The sequence below is a fragment of the Stenotrophomonas maltophilia genome, from assembly GCF_002799245.1.
In the GTDB taxonomy this organism is placed as follows: Bacteria; Pseudomonadota; Gammaproteobacteria; order Xanthomonadales; family Xanthomonadaceae; genus Stenotrophomonas; species Stenotrophomonas maltophilia_S.
On the sequence record NZ_NEQV01000007.1, the window covers coordinates 148,594 to 164,178 of the forward strand.

Consider the following 15,585-nt stretch of genomic DNA (forward strand, 5'->3'; position numbering starts at 1 on the left):
AACCCGCGAACTGTTGGAACAGCTCCCGGGCTGAGAACACTTACATACCCTTGCCGGCAGCGAATTCCTGCGGGCTCAGCTTGCCATCTTTGTTGCTATCGAGCATGCCAAAGTGCGGCGCCAGCTTGTGCTTGGCCAGTTCTTCCTTGGACAGCGAGCCGTCCTTGTTGGCATCGAGCTTGGTGAAATCGGCATCGGCCGCCGCCGGCTTGTGCTGACCGTGGTCGGTGGTGGGCGTGGTGGTCTGGCCGCCGGCGAAGGCCGCGCCCGCCATCAGGAACAAGGCCATCATCGAGAGGGAGGCATAACGCTTCATTGCAGTACTCCTTGTGGGATATGAGCCATCAGTGACAGGAATGGCCGCGCGCAGGCTCATCGGCGCGGTCAGGGTGGGGGGTGGCAACAACGGTGGAGCCGGACAAACGCAGGGCATTGGTGACCACCGAAACCGAGCTCAGGCTCATGGCCAGGGCCGCCATCATCGGACTGAGCAAAAGGCCGAAGCTGGGATACAGCAAGCCGGCGGCGATAGGCACGCCGATGGCGTTGTAGACGAAGGCGAAGCCCAGGTTCTGCTTCATATTGGCCACCGTCAAAGACGAGATGGCACGGGCTTGCACGATGCGCCTCAAATCACCCTTGACCAGGGTGAGCTGGGCGCTGGACATGGCCACATCCGTGCCCGTCCCCATCGCGATGCCCACATCGGCTGCCGCCAGGGCCGGCGCATCGTTGATGCCATCGCCAGCCATGGCCACGCGACGACCCTGGGCTTTGAGTTGCTGGACCAGGTCGGCCTTGTCCTGCGGCTTGACGCCACCACGCACATCCTCGATGCCCAGCGTGCGCCCCACGGCCTCGGCCGTCGCCTGTGCGTCACCGGAGGCCATCACCACGTGCAGGCCATCGGCACGTAGCAGGTTCAAGGCAGGCAAGGTCGTGGCTTTGATGGGATCAGCCACCGCAATGGCGCCGGCCAACCGACCATTGACCGCCAGGAACATCACGCTAGCGCCTTCTTTCCGAAGACGCTCGGCGCTGCTTTGCAAAGGTGCTACATCGGCGCCAACCGACGCCATCAGGCTTTGGTTGCCGAGCACGACATCCTGATCGGACACGCGCCCGCGGACGCCTTGGCCGGTGAGCGAATCAAAATCTTGGGCGGCCACCAGGTTCAAGCCACGTCGCTGGGCTTCAGCCACGATGGCCTCGGCCAAGGGGTGCTCACTGCCCTGCTCCAAGCTGCCGGCCAAACAAAGGATCTGATCGGCGTCGAAGCCGGCGTTGGAGAGCGTGTCGCGAAAGGCTGGACGCCCCTCGGTCAACGTACCGGTCTTGTCCACGATCAACGTGTCGATCAGACGTAGCTGCTCGATCGCCTGAGCATCGCGGAACAGGACCCCGACCTGCGCAGCGCGGCCAGTGGCGACCATGATCGACATGGGGGTAGCCAAACCCAAGGCACACGGGCAAGCAATGATCAGAACCGATACGGCATTGAGGACGGCAAAGGTCCAGGACGGTTCGGGTCCAAACAGACCCCATCCGAAGAACGTGAGCACCGCCGTGGCCAGCACGGCCAGGACAAACCAGTACGCCACCTTGTCCGCCATACGCTGCATCGGCGCGCGGGAGCGCTGGGCTTGGGCTACCAACTGCACAATCTGCGCCAGTACCGTCCCGGATCCGACTTTGTCCGCCCGGATGACTAAGGCGCCCGTCCCGTTGAGCGTGGCGCCTATAACGTGATCACCGACAGCCTTCTCCACCGGAATGGGTTCACCGGTCAGCATCGACTCATCGACACTGGCGCGGCCTTCGATGACTTCCCCATCGACCGGCACCTTCTCGCCCGGTCGTACGCGAAGCAGATCACCCACGTGCACGTGATCCAGCGCAACGTCCTCTTCGCCCCCATCGGGTTTGACGCGGCGAGCCGTCTTGGGCGCCAATCCCAGCAGGGACTTGATGGCCGCCGAGGTTTTGGAACGCGCCCGCAGTTCCAGCAGCTGTCCGAGCAGGGTGAGCGAGACGATGACCGCTGCCGCCTCGAAGTAGACCCCTACCCGTCCATGCTCGCGGAAAGAGTCCGGAAACAGGTCCGGTGCCACGGTGGCCACCACGCTGTAGCCAAACGCGGCGGCCACGCCGATGCCGATCAGCGTCCACATGTTGGGGCTGCGATTGCCGATGGACTGTAGGCAGCGCTCAAAGAAAGGCCACCCCGCCCAGAGCACCACCGGGGCGCTCAGCACGAGCTCAATCCAGGTGCGCGCCTGCGTGGACAAGCCGGGCAGACGGTGTCCCAGCATGGCCAAGACCAGGACGATCAACGTCAAAGGCAACGTCCACCAGAACCTTCGGGTGAAATCGCGTAACTCTGGATTGTCGTCCTCCTCCAGCGAGGGCATCTCCGGCTCCAGCGCCATGCCGCAGATCGGACAGGTGCCGGGACCTGGCTGACGAATCTGCGGATGCATCGGGCAGGTGTAGACCGTGGCGTGGGTACCGCTGGGTTGGGCCACCGCTGCTGGGGCGGTCACTTCAACTTGCTGGGGAGCATCGTCCGTATAGCGGACGGGATTGGTGATGACCCGTCCATCCGCAGCCTCGACAGGGGCTGCGCCTGCAGAATGGTGATGGTCATGGGACGACGGTGAGTTCATGCCGATGCTCGCTTTAGTGGGGATGGACTGCCAAGGCAGTGTGCCATTGCGGGTTACACAGCTATTCGGGGCTGAGCGTCCCGAGCACTGAAACAACAATCAGGATCAAGATGGCCAGCGCGGCCTCAGCCGTAACACTCTGCCGCAAAGCCCGCACCTCCTGCGCGGGATCTCCGCTGGTCAGCGCTCGTTCCAAGCGCGGCACCAGCGTCCATCGGTGCAGCGCTCCCAAACCCAGCATTCCAGCGAACAGGGCCAGTTTGAAAAGCAGCAACTTCCCGTAGGTGCTCTGGAACAGGGCCGAAAACGACCACGCGGTGAGATCCCCGTAGTGCGCGATGCCGGACACGATGAGCGCACCAACGAAGATCGTTCCCAGCGTCGAAAAACCATGCAGAAAGTCATGCGTTGATCGCAGACGCCCGCTGCCGTTCGTCTCTTTGCCGCGCAGCAGCATGGCAAGGAACATCAGGACCGCTGCGATCCAGCCGCCTGCCGCGAGAAGATGGACGATGCCTGCAGCAAGCCGGACCGCGCCTGCCAAGCCCTCGCCAGCGGCGGCGTGGCCGTTCCATGCCAGCGAAGCGAGTGCGCCGCCCGCCAGCATCGCCCCCAGCGGGAAGGCGGTCTCCACCTTCCCGCGGCGACGATGCCATCCGAGCACGAACATCAGGGCGACCAGCAGCGCGCCTCTCGCCATGGCTGCCCGGCCCGCGGACGTCTCGAGCAGATACCAGCCAAGCGATGCGCGATCAACCTCGGCAAGCGGCATTCCCATGATGCCCGCGGTCTTGAAGACGACATCGAGCCCGGTGAGCACGAGACCGGCTACGGCACCCGCCAATAGAACGCCCATGAGTGACCACCCGGCCAAGGCGTCGGCGAGTGCCGATCGACGCGACCCGTACCAACCGAAGAGTGGAACCCCGAAAAGAACCATGATGACAAGGTATTCCAAGAATCTCAGTGCATAAGCCGACAGGTCGAACATTCGCGACTCCTCAGCGCACCGTGAAGCTGAAGCTGCCCGGCATGGGGTGGTTGTCACCACCGACGGCGCGGTATTCCACGGTATAGACGCCCGGAGCCAGCGGTCCAGGCAACTTGGCACGCAGGGTCTTGCCGTTGTTGACGATCTCGGTCGTGAAATTCTCGATCGGCATGGTGGAACTGCCGTGCTTCATGAGCAACTTGAGACGCGACGCCCGCGGAATCAATGTCTCGTTGAACACGAGATCGATCTGGCCTGGCGAGGCCACCACCGCATTTGCCGCCGGTGTGGACTGCTGCAGCGCGGCGTGGGCGTGCGCGACCTGCAGCGAAAACTGCCCGGCCGCGATTGCGAGGACGAGCGCGAAGGAGCGAATGACGTTGGACGACTTCATATGGATAAATCCTCATTGGAATGTGATGCAAAGCCCGTTCGGGAGGGGCCGCGCTGTGTTCGATGCGACAAGCGTTAGATGTCGGACTGTCACTGAAACCACGATTTGTCGGATTTTCTTGATACTTCCGCTTTCGCGAGACGAGGATCCCACCGGCTCAGGCGGGATCCTCGACGCATTACGCTGCCATGGCGCTGCAGCTTTCCGCGCAGCGGCGACAAACTTCGGCGCAGCGCGTCATCTCAGGGTCGTTCATGGCGTCGCATGCATCGGCGCACTGGCGGCAGATCTCCGCGCAGGCACCGCAAACCACGTCGTGAACGCTGGCACCGCGCAGCATCGCGTCGGCACTGGTTGCGCAGGTATCGGCACACGTCGCCAACAGGGCGATGTGCTCCGGGGCCGCGTGAACACCTCCTTTGGTCAGGCAGTAGTTGATGGTCTCCAGGCAGATCGCATGGCATTGCGTGCAGTTGTCGATGCACTCGTTCATGGCCTGGGGCCGGTGTGCTGCGGAATGGTGAGTCATGTAGTTCTCCTTCTTCCTCGCGGGCGAGAATCGGCGCGCCCGCAACACCGTCCCCTGTTGCTGCGACGGATCAGTGCTGTGCGAACGGTTCAGTGGTTCCGTCGCGATGTATCAGCTCGACCGTGAACGGCTGCTGGCGTCCCTCCGGGACCTCCATGCCCGGAGAACCAAGCGGCATCCCTGGGAGGACCAGGCCGCGTGCGTTCGGCTTTTCTTCGAGGAGACGCTTGATGTCCGCGGCCGGAACGTGGCCTTCGATGACGTATCCGCCGATCTCGGCCGTGTGGCAGGAGCCCTTTGCATAGGGGACACCCAACCGCTCCTTGACCAGACCCAGGTCATCCATGTCGTGCACATCCACGGTGAATCCCGCCTTCTGCACGTGGTCGATCCAGACACCGCAGCACCCGCAGGTCGGGGTCTTGTGGACGGTCATGCGTGGCAGGGCTGCTGGAGTCGCGTCGGCTGATTGGACGACAACCTGTGCGGAGGGCGAGGTTGTGGGTTGCGCGGATGAAGCATCCTGGGTGCAAGCACCCAGACCAGCCACGGCAAGGACCACAAAAGTCAGACGGTGCAATGTGAGCGTAGTCATTTCAATCTCTCGACTCAGCGCTTGGTCCGCGAGGACCAGTGGATGTGGACGATCCGCCAGCCGTCCGCGGTCTCCTTCAGCACCATCGTCTCGTCGCTCTGGACGGTCAGTGGCTGGCCGTCCTTCTGGGCATGCAACTCGCTTTCGGTTCCGACCCACGCGAACTCGCCAGCGGCTCGTGCGCGCTGACGGAGCAGCTGGCGATGGGCGCCCTTGAGGAACGCCGCATCGCTGACTGCGTGATGGCCCATGTATTCCTCGCGGCTGCGTTCGGCGCCCCCGGACTCGAGGATGAGAACGTCGGCAGCGAGCAGGGCTTCGACCGTGGCCAGATCGCCGCTAGACAGGGCCCTGTTGAAACGCTCCGCTACGGCGACCGCGGCCTCTGCAGTGACTGGGACGTCGACGTCCGCAGATGCCGCGGCAGCGGGGTGATGTGCGTGCGGCTGTGTCGCCTGCGCCATTGCGGGGGACACGACGGCCAGTGCCAGTGCGAGGGTGAACGAGATTGCTGTTGCGTTCATTGCGTGGGCTCCAAGAAGATCAATGGGGGTGCGCATGGCCGTCATCGGCCACGGGCGTGTGTGGTGCAGGGTGCGACTCCACCTTGCCGTCGGGATGGCCGTGGCTCACCAACCCGACTTCCGTGTCGCTGGGTGTCGGGCCGTGGTGATCGTCGTCCACGCCCGGCGGGTGCGCATGCGGCATGGAGTTGTTGCCCGGCTCGAATAAGGCAGGGTGATCCTCGGCCTTTTCGTCGTCATGGTGGCCTTGCGTCTCGCCGCCGCCATGCGAATGGCCCTCGCTGCTGTCGACAAGTTCCTTGTACGCAGTCGCGTCCAGCGTGGGCAACTTCTGCAGGAAGGCCGACATGTTCCATATGAACTCATCGTCCATGCTTGCCGCCCCAAGCGGGCATGCCGCTGGCCTTGATGCCGTGCTTGATCACCCAGAACGCCTCAGCTGGAGCGACCGGCTGTTTGCTTAGGTTCGGTGGCGCGGGGTACAGGCCCTTGCTCATCTCGGTGGCCGCCGCGTCTGGTGAAAGATGGCAGGTCACGCACATGGCGTTGTAGTTGCCCGCACCCTGGCGGATACGCTCAGGATCATCAAGGTTCGTGGGTAGCTGAAGCTTGGCGGCGCGCACCTCAATGGAACGCTCGCGCGCCGTTTCAAGTAGCGCATACACCGGGCGACTATGCGGATCGTCGGCGGCCACGTTGTACACGCCCAGAGAGAGCGTGGCGGTTGCGACCACCGCAACCAATGCCACGCCGGCACCGAGCCATACCCACATCTTTTTGTTGGATTTCATTGTCAGTTCCCCTTAGAACCAGGTACGAAGGCCGATGACCAAGCGCGTGTCTTCAAAGGACTCGCCATGCTCGCGTCGCATGTCTGCGGTATTGCCAAACGCGCGCTCGTACACCACGCCGATGTAGGGAGCGAACTTTCGGGTGAACTCATAGCGAAGTCGTAGCCCCGCCTCAGCGGCACTCAGACCCGAACCTATCCCGCGCAATGGATCGTTCTTGCCATAGGCGGTGACTTCCACCAGCGGCTGCAAGATCAGCCGGTTGGTTAGCAGCAATTCGTACTCGGCCTCGACATTGGCGGCAGTCTGGCCCCCTTCGCCGAGATAGGCTGTGGCGGACACTTCGAACTTCATCGGCGCCAAGCCCTGTACACCGATAGCGGCGAAGTTCTGCGATGCCCCAGGCTTGAAGTCATGACGCACACCGGCCACCACATCCCACCACGTGGAGATACTGCGGCCGTAAAGCACTTCCAGATCAGCCGACTCGGTCTGACCATCCGTGCGTTCGCCTTCACTGCGGAGCCAGACGCGATTGAGGTCCGTACCGATCCAGCCCTGGCCCTCCCAGCCCAGCCCGGTGCCCGGATCGGCATCCCAGGTTTCCAGGCGATTGAGCAGCACGTAGCTCTTGATCGAGTTGTCATGCACCGGATGCGCGTGTTCCGGCGCGATGGCCGCCTTGCGATCCGCGTCCGTCACCGCGGGAATCGGGGTGCGCGGCTGCGTTGGCGCTGCAGGCCCGTGTCCCATCTGACTGTGGTCCATGCCCTCCATCGATTGCATTCCCGCTTCTGGTGTAGCGGGCGCGGGCGAATCATGGCCCATCTGCGAATGGTCCATCCCCTGCATCGCAGGCGTGGCCGTGCCGGAGGTGTCGGCTGCAGCGGGCTGTGCCATCTGACTGTGATCCATGCCCTGCATCGACTGCGCCTGCGCTGTGGGCGCCGCAGGTGTGCTCGCGGGCGAGCCGTGCCCCATCTGCGAATGGTCCATGCCCTGCATGGCAGGCTCGGCTGCGTTAGCCTGCGGCTCGGCGTGGCCCATCGCCGCATGATCGATCGTCGCTTCGCTCGTCTTGGCCGGTGTTGCAGGCTTTTGGGCTGGCGCAGGTTTTGATGTCGGTGCCTGATGTGCAGAGTGATCCTGAGTCTGGGTCTGCGCGCCCTGCTCCATCTGCATGGAGCCGTGCTGCATAGATTGGGCGCTGGCCGCATTGGCCAGGGCCAGCGAGATAGCCGTCAGCGCAGTCAGGGTGGTATCGCGTCTATTGATGTTCATTCGTCGACCCTCACCGTGCGCATCATTCCGGCTTCCATGTGATAAAGCAGGTGGCAATGGAACGCCCAGCTGCCCAACGCATCGGCACGCACGCGATACGTGCGTCGGCTACCTGGCGGCATATCCACCGTGTGCTTGCGCACCATGAAGTTGCCGTTGTCGTCCTCCACGTCACTCCACATGCCGTGCAAATGGATGGGATGGGTCATCATCGTGTCGTTAACCAATACGATGCGCATACGCTCGCCGTAGTTCAGCCGCAGCGGCTCGACATCGGAAAACTTCTGACCGTTGAAGCCCCAGGAGAATTTCTCCATGTGTCCGGTCAGATGCAGCTCGATCTCGCGACCGGGGTCGCGTCCGTCAGGGTCTTCAAAGGTGCTCTTGAGCATGGAATACGTCAGCACATGACGGCCGTTATCGCGCAGGCCATTGCCCGGATCATCCAAGCGCGAACTCACGCTCATGGCTTGGTTGTCCAACAGGGGATTGTTGGTCTCGCTAGCAGGGTGTGATTGCATGCCCCCGTGCTGCATGCCTGCCATGGCACCATCGCCGGCGGCGGGCATCGCATGGCCTGCATGGGCCGAGGTCGCGTTACCGCTGACAGGTGGGGTCATGCCAGGCATGCCCATGGCCGCACCACAGCCGCCTTCCATGCCCTTGCTGCCGCCAGACATATCCATCGACCCATGATCCATGCCCATGTCTGCCATCGTCAGCAGCGGCCGGGGATCCACAGACGGAACGGGCGCGCGTAATCCTTCGCGCACAGCGAGCGTGCCGCTGATGTAGCCGGTGCGACCGGAGTCTTGGGCAAAGATGGTGAATGCGTCCTGCCCGGAGGGCTCCACGATCACATCGAAGGTTTCTGCTACCGCGATGCGGAACTCGTCGACGGAAACCGGATGGACATACAAGCCATCTGCCGCCACCACGGTCATCTTCAGCCCCGGAATACGCACATCGAAGTACGTCATGGCAGAGCCATTGATGAAACGCAGGCGCACCTTCTCGCCACTGCGGAACAAACCGGTCCAGTTGCCCAGTGAGGTCGTGCCGTTCATCAGGTAGGTGTAGGTGTTGGCGTTGACGTCGGACAGGTCCGTGGGCGTCATCCGCATCACGCCCCACATCTTGCGATCTTCCAACGTGGCCGACAGGCCGTTGCGCTTCACATCGCGCGCAAAATCGCCGACCGTGCGCTTGTAGTAATTGTCATGGCCCGGCATCTTCTTCAAACGATCGAACAGGGCCGTCGGGTCCAGGTCTGTCCAATCGCTCAGCATCACGACGTAGTCGCGATCGAAACTGAAGGGCTCCGGCTCCAATGGGTCGATGACGATCGGGCCATAGAGCCCGGCTTGTTCCTGGAACCCTGAGTGGCTGTGGTACCAGTAGGTTCCGCCCTGATGCAGGGTGAACCGGTAGTGGTAGGTCTCACCACGTCCGATACCGTCAAAGCTCAGACCCGGCACGCCGTCCATGTTGGCCGGCAAAATGATGCCGTGCCAATGGATGGAGGTGTCCGCGCCATGGATGGAGTTAGCGGGCAATGCATTAGAGACGCGCAAGTTGACCGTGGTGCCTTCCCGCCACCGCAGCAACGGCGCCGGAACGGACCCGTTGACCGTGATCGCGGTGCGGGTCTTGCCGGTGAAGTTCATCGGCGTCTCGCCAATGGTCAGGTCAAACTCAGTGCCCGATAGTACGTTGGGTTGTCCCGGCCCCTTGAGCGCCCAACTGGCTTTGGGCCAGAAACCTAATCCTGCGACTGCGCCTCCCAAGGCCAAGCCTTGGACAAATCGCCGCCGCGAAGGCAGCAGCGGTCCACCGCGTGGACCACGAAAATCATCATGCGACATGAAAATGCTCCAAGCGTCGTGTTGCCACCGGCGGGCGGTGGTACAGAGCGGGCGGCTGGCCTAAACAGGCATGCAAGCCACACCAACGGCGCCATTGCGGCGCCTAGGGACGCTTAGCCGATCGGTGGTCGGATCAGATGAGGCAAGGCAGGTGCCGCATGCCCTAGGGGCAGCGGCATGACATCCAGGCCCAAGGCCAGTTGCACCGAAACATGCAGGCGCGCAGGAAGTGCGCTCGCGCAAGCGTGTACGCAGGCGCACCGGCACGCAGAAGACTTGCAACAGTCGGGACCGGCATGGTCGCCATGCCCAGTGCCAGCCTTTTCAATCGATGTGGCATCGGGATGATGCTCAGCACTGTGATGGGCGAAGCAGTCTTCGTCGACTTGCACCGCGGCAGCCACTTCGCTGGCCTGCTCTTCCATGACCGGGTTCATACTGACGGACGCAAACGCCGACCACGCGCCGTTAAGCACGAGCATGGCGATCAGGAACAGTCGCAGTAGAAGTGAGGAGGCTGACACGGGCGACATGGTATATCACTTTAGACAAGGCGCGTGTGTATCGGTCGTGAACAAAATCTCAAGTAAGCCTGAGATGTCGCGACTTGTCAGTCGCACTAGCCGCGGACACTGCAGCTCCCTCCAGAAGCGCCCAAAGGGCGGGTTGAGGCGAAGAGTTGCCCATAGGGCGAGCGCTTGTTCGGTTTACTTCTCGGGCGTGGCCTCGATCAGCTTCACCAACTCGCGCTTCTGCTGCTTGCTTAGCGAGCCCCAGCGCAGGAGCAACTTGGCCAGCAGATCATCGTCGGTGTAAAGGAAGGCGGCGGGGATCCCCAACGCTTGGGCCAACCGCTCAGCAATCTCCAGCATGGGCTCGTGCTTGCCACGCTCGTACTGGTTGATTCGGGGGCTGGCCACGTGAGGATCCAGACCGGCCCGGATGCCCAACTCCTTCTGCGACAAACCCGTGTGCAGGCGGGCTTGTTTGAGGCGTCGAGCGAAGGTCGGTGTTGAGTCGACGGACAAAGTCACGCGCGCACCCCATGGAGACCCCATAAGGATGGCGGATGTACCCAGCCTTGCATACTAAGATATTCTTAGCTTTGAGGCAACCGGCGACACCGGTAGCGCCGCCCCCCCCCAGGAGCCACGCCGCTCCCTCATCCCCGGAAACCGCATGCCCGGAACCTCGTCAATGACGCCATCTGGGGTCGCCAGCATCGAGGAGTTGGGCCTTCGTGGCACCCTTTTCCTAGCCGCACTGTTAGCCGCGCAGCTACGACGCCTACCGGTGGCGCCCACACGCCGCTCCACCTTGCTGGTGCTGGACACGCTGCGAGACTTGGCCTTGATCCGAGTTCCCTGGCCAGCGGATCGATGGCAGATCCGCCCCGATGCCGAGGTCACGCCCATCGAAGATCTGCAATGGGCTTTCGCCTGGTCTACCCACGAGCGCAGGCACCTGCTCCCGGTGCTGGAAGACCAACTCGGCGATATGGCACACGATGTAGACTTGGCGGACGCGAAACTGGAGCTGTGGGATGAACTTGCACTCTGGGAGACCGAGCAGTTTCTGGAGCAGCAATTGCTCAAACATCACTTCGACCCAGGCTGGGCACGTGATGTGGGGTTCGTCTTTCAATCCGGACCGCGGGGCTTGCCGATCGCGCGGTGGCGTTACTGCTGCTGGGCGGCGGTACGCCAAGGTGCCTCGGTGGCGATGCGTCTTGGCGTGCACGACAGCGCCCATGTGCGGGAAGCCATCTTTCAGGAGGTCCAGAAGCGCCTGCGCTACCTGATGACCAGTTCGCCCGAGCAAGGCATGTTCAAGCCCTATCATTTGGCACCGGAGTCCTCAGTAGCCAAACTGTTTGTAGATTGGGTCGTCCCTATGGAATGGGCGTACTGGACAGGTGAGCGCCACCCCAGCCGCTAGCAGACAAACGAGCAGCCTCGTCAGTCGGCTCCCCCATCTTGCGCATGGCCGCGCCGAGTTTTCTTCACCGCATTTTGTGCTGGCGTCAGTTGATTCAGTAGAGGCTCTAGCGCTTCAAGACGTGCATTGGCACGCAACGCATCGGCTTCAGCGCTCTCGCGGCGCTCACGCTCCCGCGCAAGGGTGTCTTGAACTTGAGCTAGCTCGTTGCGCATGGTATCCAAGGTCTTGGCGTCAGTCTTCCAGCGCTCCTGCAGTGCCAAATAGTCCGTCGCGGTCTGGCGCAACGCCACGACCTCGCTGTGTTGGCCTTCGTGGGCCTGTCGTAGCTGGGCAAGCTCACGCTCAATCCGCCCGTGGCGCTCCAGCCATTGACCATTGTCGCGGTTCAGCACCAACAGCTCCTGATTCTTCGCGCCCAAGGCTTCATTGGCCTGACGTAAGGCTACTTGCAGCTCTTGGACCTGATGCTCGTGACGGCGAAGCTCTTGCTCACGCTGCTCTTTGGTTGAAGTGCGGTAGTGCTCAAGCGCTTCCCGGGCATGGGCATGCTTGTCCTCCAGAGAACGCGTATGCGCCTCATGATCAGCCAGCCGCACCGTCATGCCAGCGATGCGCTCGTTCAACTGGGCGATTTCCGCGATCCTGTCACCTAGATTCTGTTGAAGGAGGGCGTGAGCAGCTTGCTCTTGGTGCAGGCTTGCTTCGGTGCGCTGCAGCCGACTGCTCAAGGCGGCAGCCTCCTCTTGGGCACCGGAAAGCGCCTGTTGCCGACTGTGGAGCTCAGCCTGATGGCGCTCACGCTCCTGGGTGAGGATGGCCTCTGCTTCCTCCTGGAGCCGCGAGGCCAAGCGCGCAACCAAGTCCTGCAAAGCATCACTAACGGCTACCGTCCTCGCCGGACCGCCGCCTTCCTCTCCTTCCAGTTCACGCAAGTAGCGGTGGATCGTGGTCTTGGAGCCCGTGTTGCCCAAGGCCACTCGCACCGCGTCGACTGACGGCTTCTTGCGTTGGGCCAGCAGCGCGTCGCGCGCCTTCTGGACGTCACTCTTATAGAGTCCTGCGCGCGCCATCGTGCCACCTCACTTTATTTCGTAATGTATTACATACCATGTAATTACATACTATTAAAGCAGGTAGACGACCGCTCGTCGGCGAAAATAGTTATACGGGATAATATTGAATTATCCCGCGTAAGGCGGATTCTGACCCTTCCCGGCGTCCCAAGCAGTACGAAACCGCCCAGGGCCGGCGATCGCTGGGTAGTATGGCCCAGAGCGGAAAGGAGGCCAGCCAGGGTGCAGGCAGGCTCCGCCACCGAGCCCGTTGGCCATCATAGGACTGTGCATGCCGATCGAACGTATCGTCATCGACAACTTCAAGTCGTTTCGCCATCTGGACCTGCCCCTCAATGCCCACATGAACCTGGTGGTGGGCGACAACGAGGTCGGTAAATCCACCCTGCTGGAGGCCATCCACGCGGTGGTCACCGGCCAGCTGCATGGGCGCAATCTTGCCTACGAGCTCACGCCCTACCTGTTCCACCAGCCCACGGTGCAGGAGTACTTGGGAGCGCTTGCCACGGGCACGCCGGCCTCGCCGCCACGGATCTCCATCGAAGCCTATCTGGGCGCCGACGCCGCGCTGGCGTCGTTACGCGGCACCAACAACTCCCTGCGTCTGGATACCGCCGGCATCCGGCTGCTGGTCGAGCTCAACGACGACTACCGCGAGGAGTTCAACGCCTACCTGCAGCAGCACCAGGGCGCGGTCAGCCTGCCGGTGGAGTACTACACGGTGCGCTGGTACTCCTTCGCCAACAATGGCGTCACCGCCCGTAGTATTCCGTTCGACTCGACCATCATCGACACGCACGGCATCAAGACCTTGTCCGGTGCCGATCGCTATATCGCCGGCATCATCGAGCAGGCACTGACGCCTGCGCAGCGCGTCTCGCTGTCGCTGAGCTTCCGCCGCATGCGGCAGAGCTTTTCCGAAGAAGCGGATGTGGCAGCGATCAATGCCTACTTGACCGAGCACACCGGGGACATCAGCCACAGGGCATTGACGGTAGGCGTGGACACATCGCCGCGCTCAACGTGGGAAACCAGCCTGTCACCCTACCTGGATGAGCTCCCGTTCACCCAGGCCGGCAAGGGCGAGCAAAGCGCGGTGAAGATGAAGCTGGCGATGCACGCGGCCGGCGCGGCTCACGTGCTGCTGATCGAGGAGCCGGAGAACCATCTGTCCTATTCCAGCATGACCCAGCTGATCGACAAGATTGCGGCCCTCTCCACCGCCCAGCAGGTGATCATCGCCACCCACAGCAGCTTCGTGTTGAACAAGCTGGGCGTGGACAACGTGATCCTGTTCAGCGCGCAAGGCCAGATGAAGCTGGACCAGCTGCCCAGCGATACCCACGACTATTTCATGAAGCTGCCGGGCCACGACACGCTGCGGTTGATCCTGGCCAAGCAGGCGATCCTGGTGGAAGGCCCTTCCGACGAACTGATCGTGCAGCGTGCCTACAGTGACCATCACGGCGTGGCGCCGATGGCTCACGGCGTAGACATCATTTCGGTCAAGTCGTTGGCATTCAAACGCTTCTTGCAGATTGCCGATCGACTGAGGATTCAGGCCAAGGTGATCACCGACAACGACGGTGATATCGCAGTTGTGCAAGAGCGCTATGCCGAGCACATCAACGCGATCTATTACGATTCCGACGAGAGCGCCCCTTCGCTGGAAGAGCAGCTGATCAAAGCCAACTCGCTGGCCGAACTCAATACCGTGCTGGGCAAGGCCTTTGCCGATGAGGTGGCGCTGCTCAAGTACATGAAGGGCCATAAGACCGATACGGCCTTGGCGATTTTCAATAGCCCGCACTCGATCAGGTTCCCGGACTATGTCCAGCGTGCCATCACCTAACCGGGTCCTGCTCTCGGCAGCCGGCTCGGGCAAGACCACGTTGCTGGTCCGGCAGGCCTTGGAGCGACCTGAGCGCCGCATCGCGATTGTCACCTACACGCTGGAAAACCTGGAAGAGATCCGGCGCTCGTTTGAGGCCCACGCAGGCGCGGTCCCCGCGCATGTCACCTTGCACAGCTGGTATGGCTTTCTGCTGCGCCAGTGCATTCGCCCGTACCAGGCTGCGCTTTGCCCTGAGCCTCGCATCGAGACCATCCTGTTCGTAGAAGGTGTCACCAACAACCGCGCCCCACGCACCCAGGTGGCGCGCCACTACCTGGCGGGCAACCGGATGTATTCGGACCGAGCGGCCGATTTCGCTGTGCGCTGCGATGAGCTGACCCAAGGCCAGGTCGTGGCGCGATTGGCGGCGATGTACGACGAGCTCTACATCGACGAAGTCCAGGATCTGGCCGGCTTTGATCTGGATCTGGTCGAACGGCTGTTGAAGAGCGAGATTGCCATCACGTTGGTAGGCGATACGCGCCAAGCCACGTATGCGACCAACTATGCGCAAAGGTACAGCCAATACCGTGGTCCGAATCTGGCAGCGCTGTTTCAGATTTGGGAGGCCGACGGCTTATGCCGGCTGGATCACCGCCTCACCAGTCTGCGCTGCGTCCAGGCCCTGTGCGATATGGCTGACACGCTCTATCCGCAGATGCCGCGGACCCAATCAGGCAATGGCGAGGTCACCGGACACGATGGCATCTACCTCGTCGCTCCAGGGGATGTGGCCGCGTACATGCAGGAGTTCGCCCCCACCGTGCTCCGGCATGACCGGCGGCAGGCGTGCGACGGACTGCCGGCGGTGAACTTTGGGCAGTGCAAGGGCCGCACCTACAGTCGGGTCCTCATCTTTCCGAACGGGCCGTTGACGCAGTACCTGCGCACGGCCGATGCAGCGCGTATCACCGCGCCGCCGAAATACTACGTGGCCTTCACCCGGGCGCGGCAAAGCGTGGCCTTTGTGTATGCCGGCGCGTGCGCGTTGCCGGGTCATCAGCTCTATGCGCCTGCCAGCGCAGACGCATAGAGCCAGGG

General features: G+C 62.4%; 17 protein-coding genes. 3 read left to right on the forward strand and 14 right to left on the reverse strand.

The window, feature by feature from the left end; all coding sequences use genetic code 11:
* Window positions 1-40: 40 nt before the first annotated feature.
* From B9Y64_RS19135 to B9Y64_RS19190, 13 genes are all read right to left on the reverse strand, one after another.
* Window positions 41-376 (reverse strand): EF-hand domain-containing protein, encoded by a 336-nt coding sequence (locus tag B9Y64_RS19135; RefSeq protein ID WP_232528349.1) that lies wholly within the window; start codon window positions 374-376, stop codon window positions 41-43.
* Complete coding sequence (locus tag B9Y64_RS19140) at window positions 345-2,480, reverse strand: copper-transporting P-type ATPase (protein ID WP_024957401.1); 2,136 nt, start codon at window positions 2,478-2,480, stop codon at window positions 345-347. Before B9Y64_RS19140 ends, B9Y64_RS19135 begins: the two co-directional genes overlap by 32 nt.
* Window positions 2,481-2,727: 247 nt before the next feature.
* A complete protein-coding gene (copD, locus tag B9Y64_RS19145) occupies window positions 2,728-3,657 on the reverse strand; it encodes a copper homeostasis membrane protein CopD (RefSeq protein ID WP_017354978.1) in 930 nt (309 codons plus the stop codon).
* A 10-nt stretch (window positions 3,658-3,667) separates the two neighbouring features.
* Complete coding sequence (copC, locus tag B9Y64_RS19150; protein WP_005413416.1) at window positions 3,668-4,051, reverse strand: copper homeostasis periplasmic binding protein CopC; 384 nt, start codon at window positions 4,049-4,051, stop codon at window positions 3,668-3,670.
* A 178-nt stretch (window positions 4,052-4,229) separates the two neighbouring features.
* Window positions 4,230-4,580, reverse strand: a complete 351-nt coding sequence (locus B9Y64_RS19155; RefSeq protein WP_012480213.1) for a four-helix bundle copper-binding protein — start codon at window positions 4,578-4,580, stop codon at window positions 4,230-4,232.
* Window positions 4,581-4,650: 70 nt separating this feature from the next.
* Window positions 4,651-5,175 carry a DUF411 domain-containing protein gene (locus B9Y64_RS19160; protein WP_012480214.1) on the reverse strand — a complete coding sequence of 175 codons (525 nt, stop codon included), beginning with the start codon at window positions 5,173-5,175 and terminating at the stop codon, window positions 4,651-4,653.
* Window positions 5,176-5,189: 14 nt separating this feature from the next.
* Entirely contained in the window at window positions 5,190-5,735 is a 546-nt protein-coding gene (locus tag B9Y64_RS19165; RefSeq protein WP_223224792.1) for a nuclear transport factor 2 family protein, read from the reverse strand.
* Window positions 5,719-6,072: a hypothetical protein gene (locus B9Y64_RS22335; RefSeq protein ID WP_235651439.1), complete on the reverse strand. Its 354-nt coding sequence runs from the start codon at window positions 6,070-6,072 to the stop codon at window positions 5,719-5,721. The genes B9Y64_RS19165 and B9Y64_RS22335 overlap by 17 nt, the downstream gene beginning before the upstream one ends.
* Window positions 6,062-6,490: a c-type cytochrome gene (locus B9Y64_RS22340; RefSeq protein WP_238379940.1), complete on the reverse strand. Its 429-nt coding sequence runs from the start codon at window positions 6,488-6,490 to the stop codon at window positions 6,062-6,064. The genes B9Y64_RS22335 and B9Y64_RS22340 overlap by 11 nt, the downstream gene beginning before the upstream one ends.
* 12 nt (window positions 6,491-6,502) lie before the next feature.
* Entirely contained in the window at window positions 6,503-7,771 is a 1,269-nt protein-coding gene (locus B9Y64_RS19175) for a copper-binding protein CopB (RefSeq protein WP_005413421.1), read from the reverse strand.
* Window positions 7,768-9,636: a copper resistance system multicopper oxidase gene (locus tag B9Y64_RS19180; RefSeq protein WP_012480217.1), complete on the reverse strand. Its 1,869-nt coding sequence runs from the start codon at window positions 9,634-9,636 to the stop codon at window positions 7,768-7,770. Before B9Y64_RS19180 ends, B9Y64_RS19175 begins: the two co-directional genes overlap by 4 nt.
* A gap of 113 nt (window positions 9,637-9,749) precedes the next feature.
* Window positions 9,750-10,169 (reverse strand): transcriptional regulator CopL, encoded by a 420-nt coding sequence (gene copL / locus B9Y64_RS19185; RefSeq protein WP_012480218.1) that lies wholly within the window; start codon window positions 10,167-10,169, stop codon window positions 9,750-9,752.
* A gap of 174 nt (window positions 10,170-10,343) precedes the next feature.
* Window positions 10,344-10,694, reverse strand: coding sequence for a helix-turn-helix domain-containing protein (locus B9Y64_RS19190; protein ID WP_043033515.1), 351 nt, complete (start codon window positions 10,692-10,694; stop codon window positions 10,344-10,346).
* 121 nt (window positions 10,695-10,815) lie between these two features.
* Between B9Y64_RS19190 and B9Y64_RS19195 the strand changes: the two genes are divergently transcribed.
* Window positions 10,816-11,574 carry a hypothetical protein gene (locus B9Y64_RS19195; protein ID WP_238379941.1) on the forward strand — a complete coding sequence of 253 codons (759 nt, stop codon included), beginning with the start codon at window positions 10,816-10,818 and terminating at the stop codon, window positions 11,572-11,574.
* Window positions 11,575-11,594: 20 nt separating this feature from the next.
* Here the strand turns inward: B9Y64_RS19195 and B9Y64_RS19200 are convergent, their stop codons facing one another.
* Complete coding sequence (locus B9Y64_RS19200) at window positions 11,595-12,647, reverse strand: DNA-binding protein (RefSeq protein ID WP_021201903.1); 1,053 nt, start codon at window positions 12,645-12,647, stop codon at window positions 11,595-11,597.
* Window positions 12,648-12,921: 274 nt separating this feature from the next.
* On the opposite strand from B9Y64_RS19200, the gene B9Y64_RS19205 reads away from it, so the two are divergent.
* Window positions 12,922-14,502 carry an ATP-dependent nuclease gene (locus B9Y64_RS19205; RefSeq protein WP_026070029.1) on the forward strand — a complete coding sequence of 527 codons (1,581 nt, stop codon included), beginning with the start codon at window positions 12,922-12,924 and terminating at the stop codon, window positions 14,500-14,502.
* On the forward strand, window positions 14,480-15,577 hold the full coding sequence (locus B9Y64_RS19210; RefSeq protein ID WP_043033512.1) for a UvrD-helicase domain-containing protein: 1,098 nt from the start codon (window positions 14,480-14,482) through the stop codon (window positions 15,575-15,577). Before B9Y64_RS19205 ends, B9Y64_RS19210 begins: the two co-directional genes overlap by 23 nt.
* The last annotated feature ends 8 nt before the right edge of the window (window positions 15,578-15,585 follow it).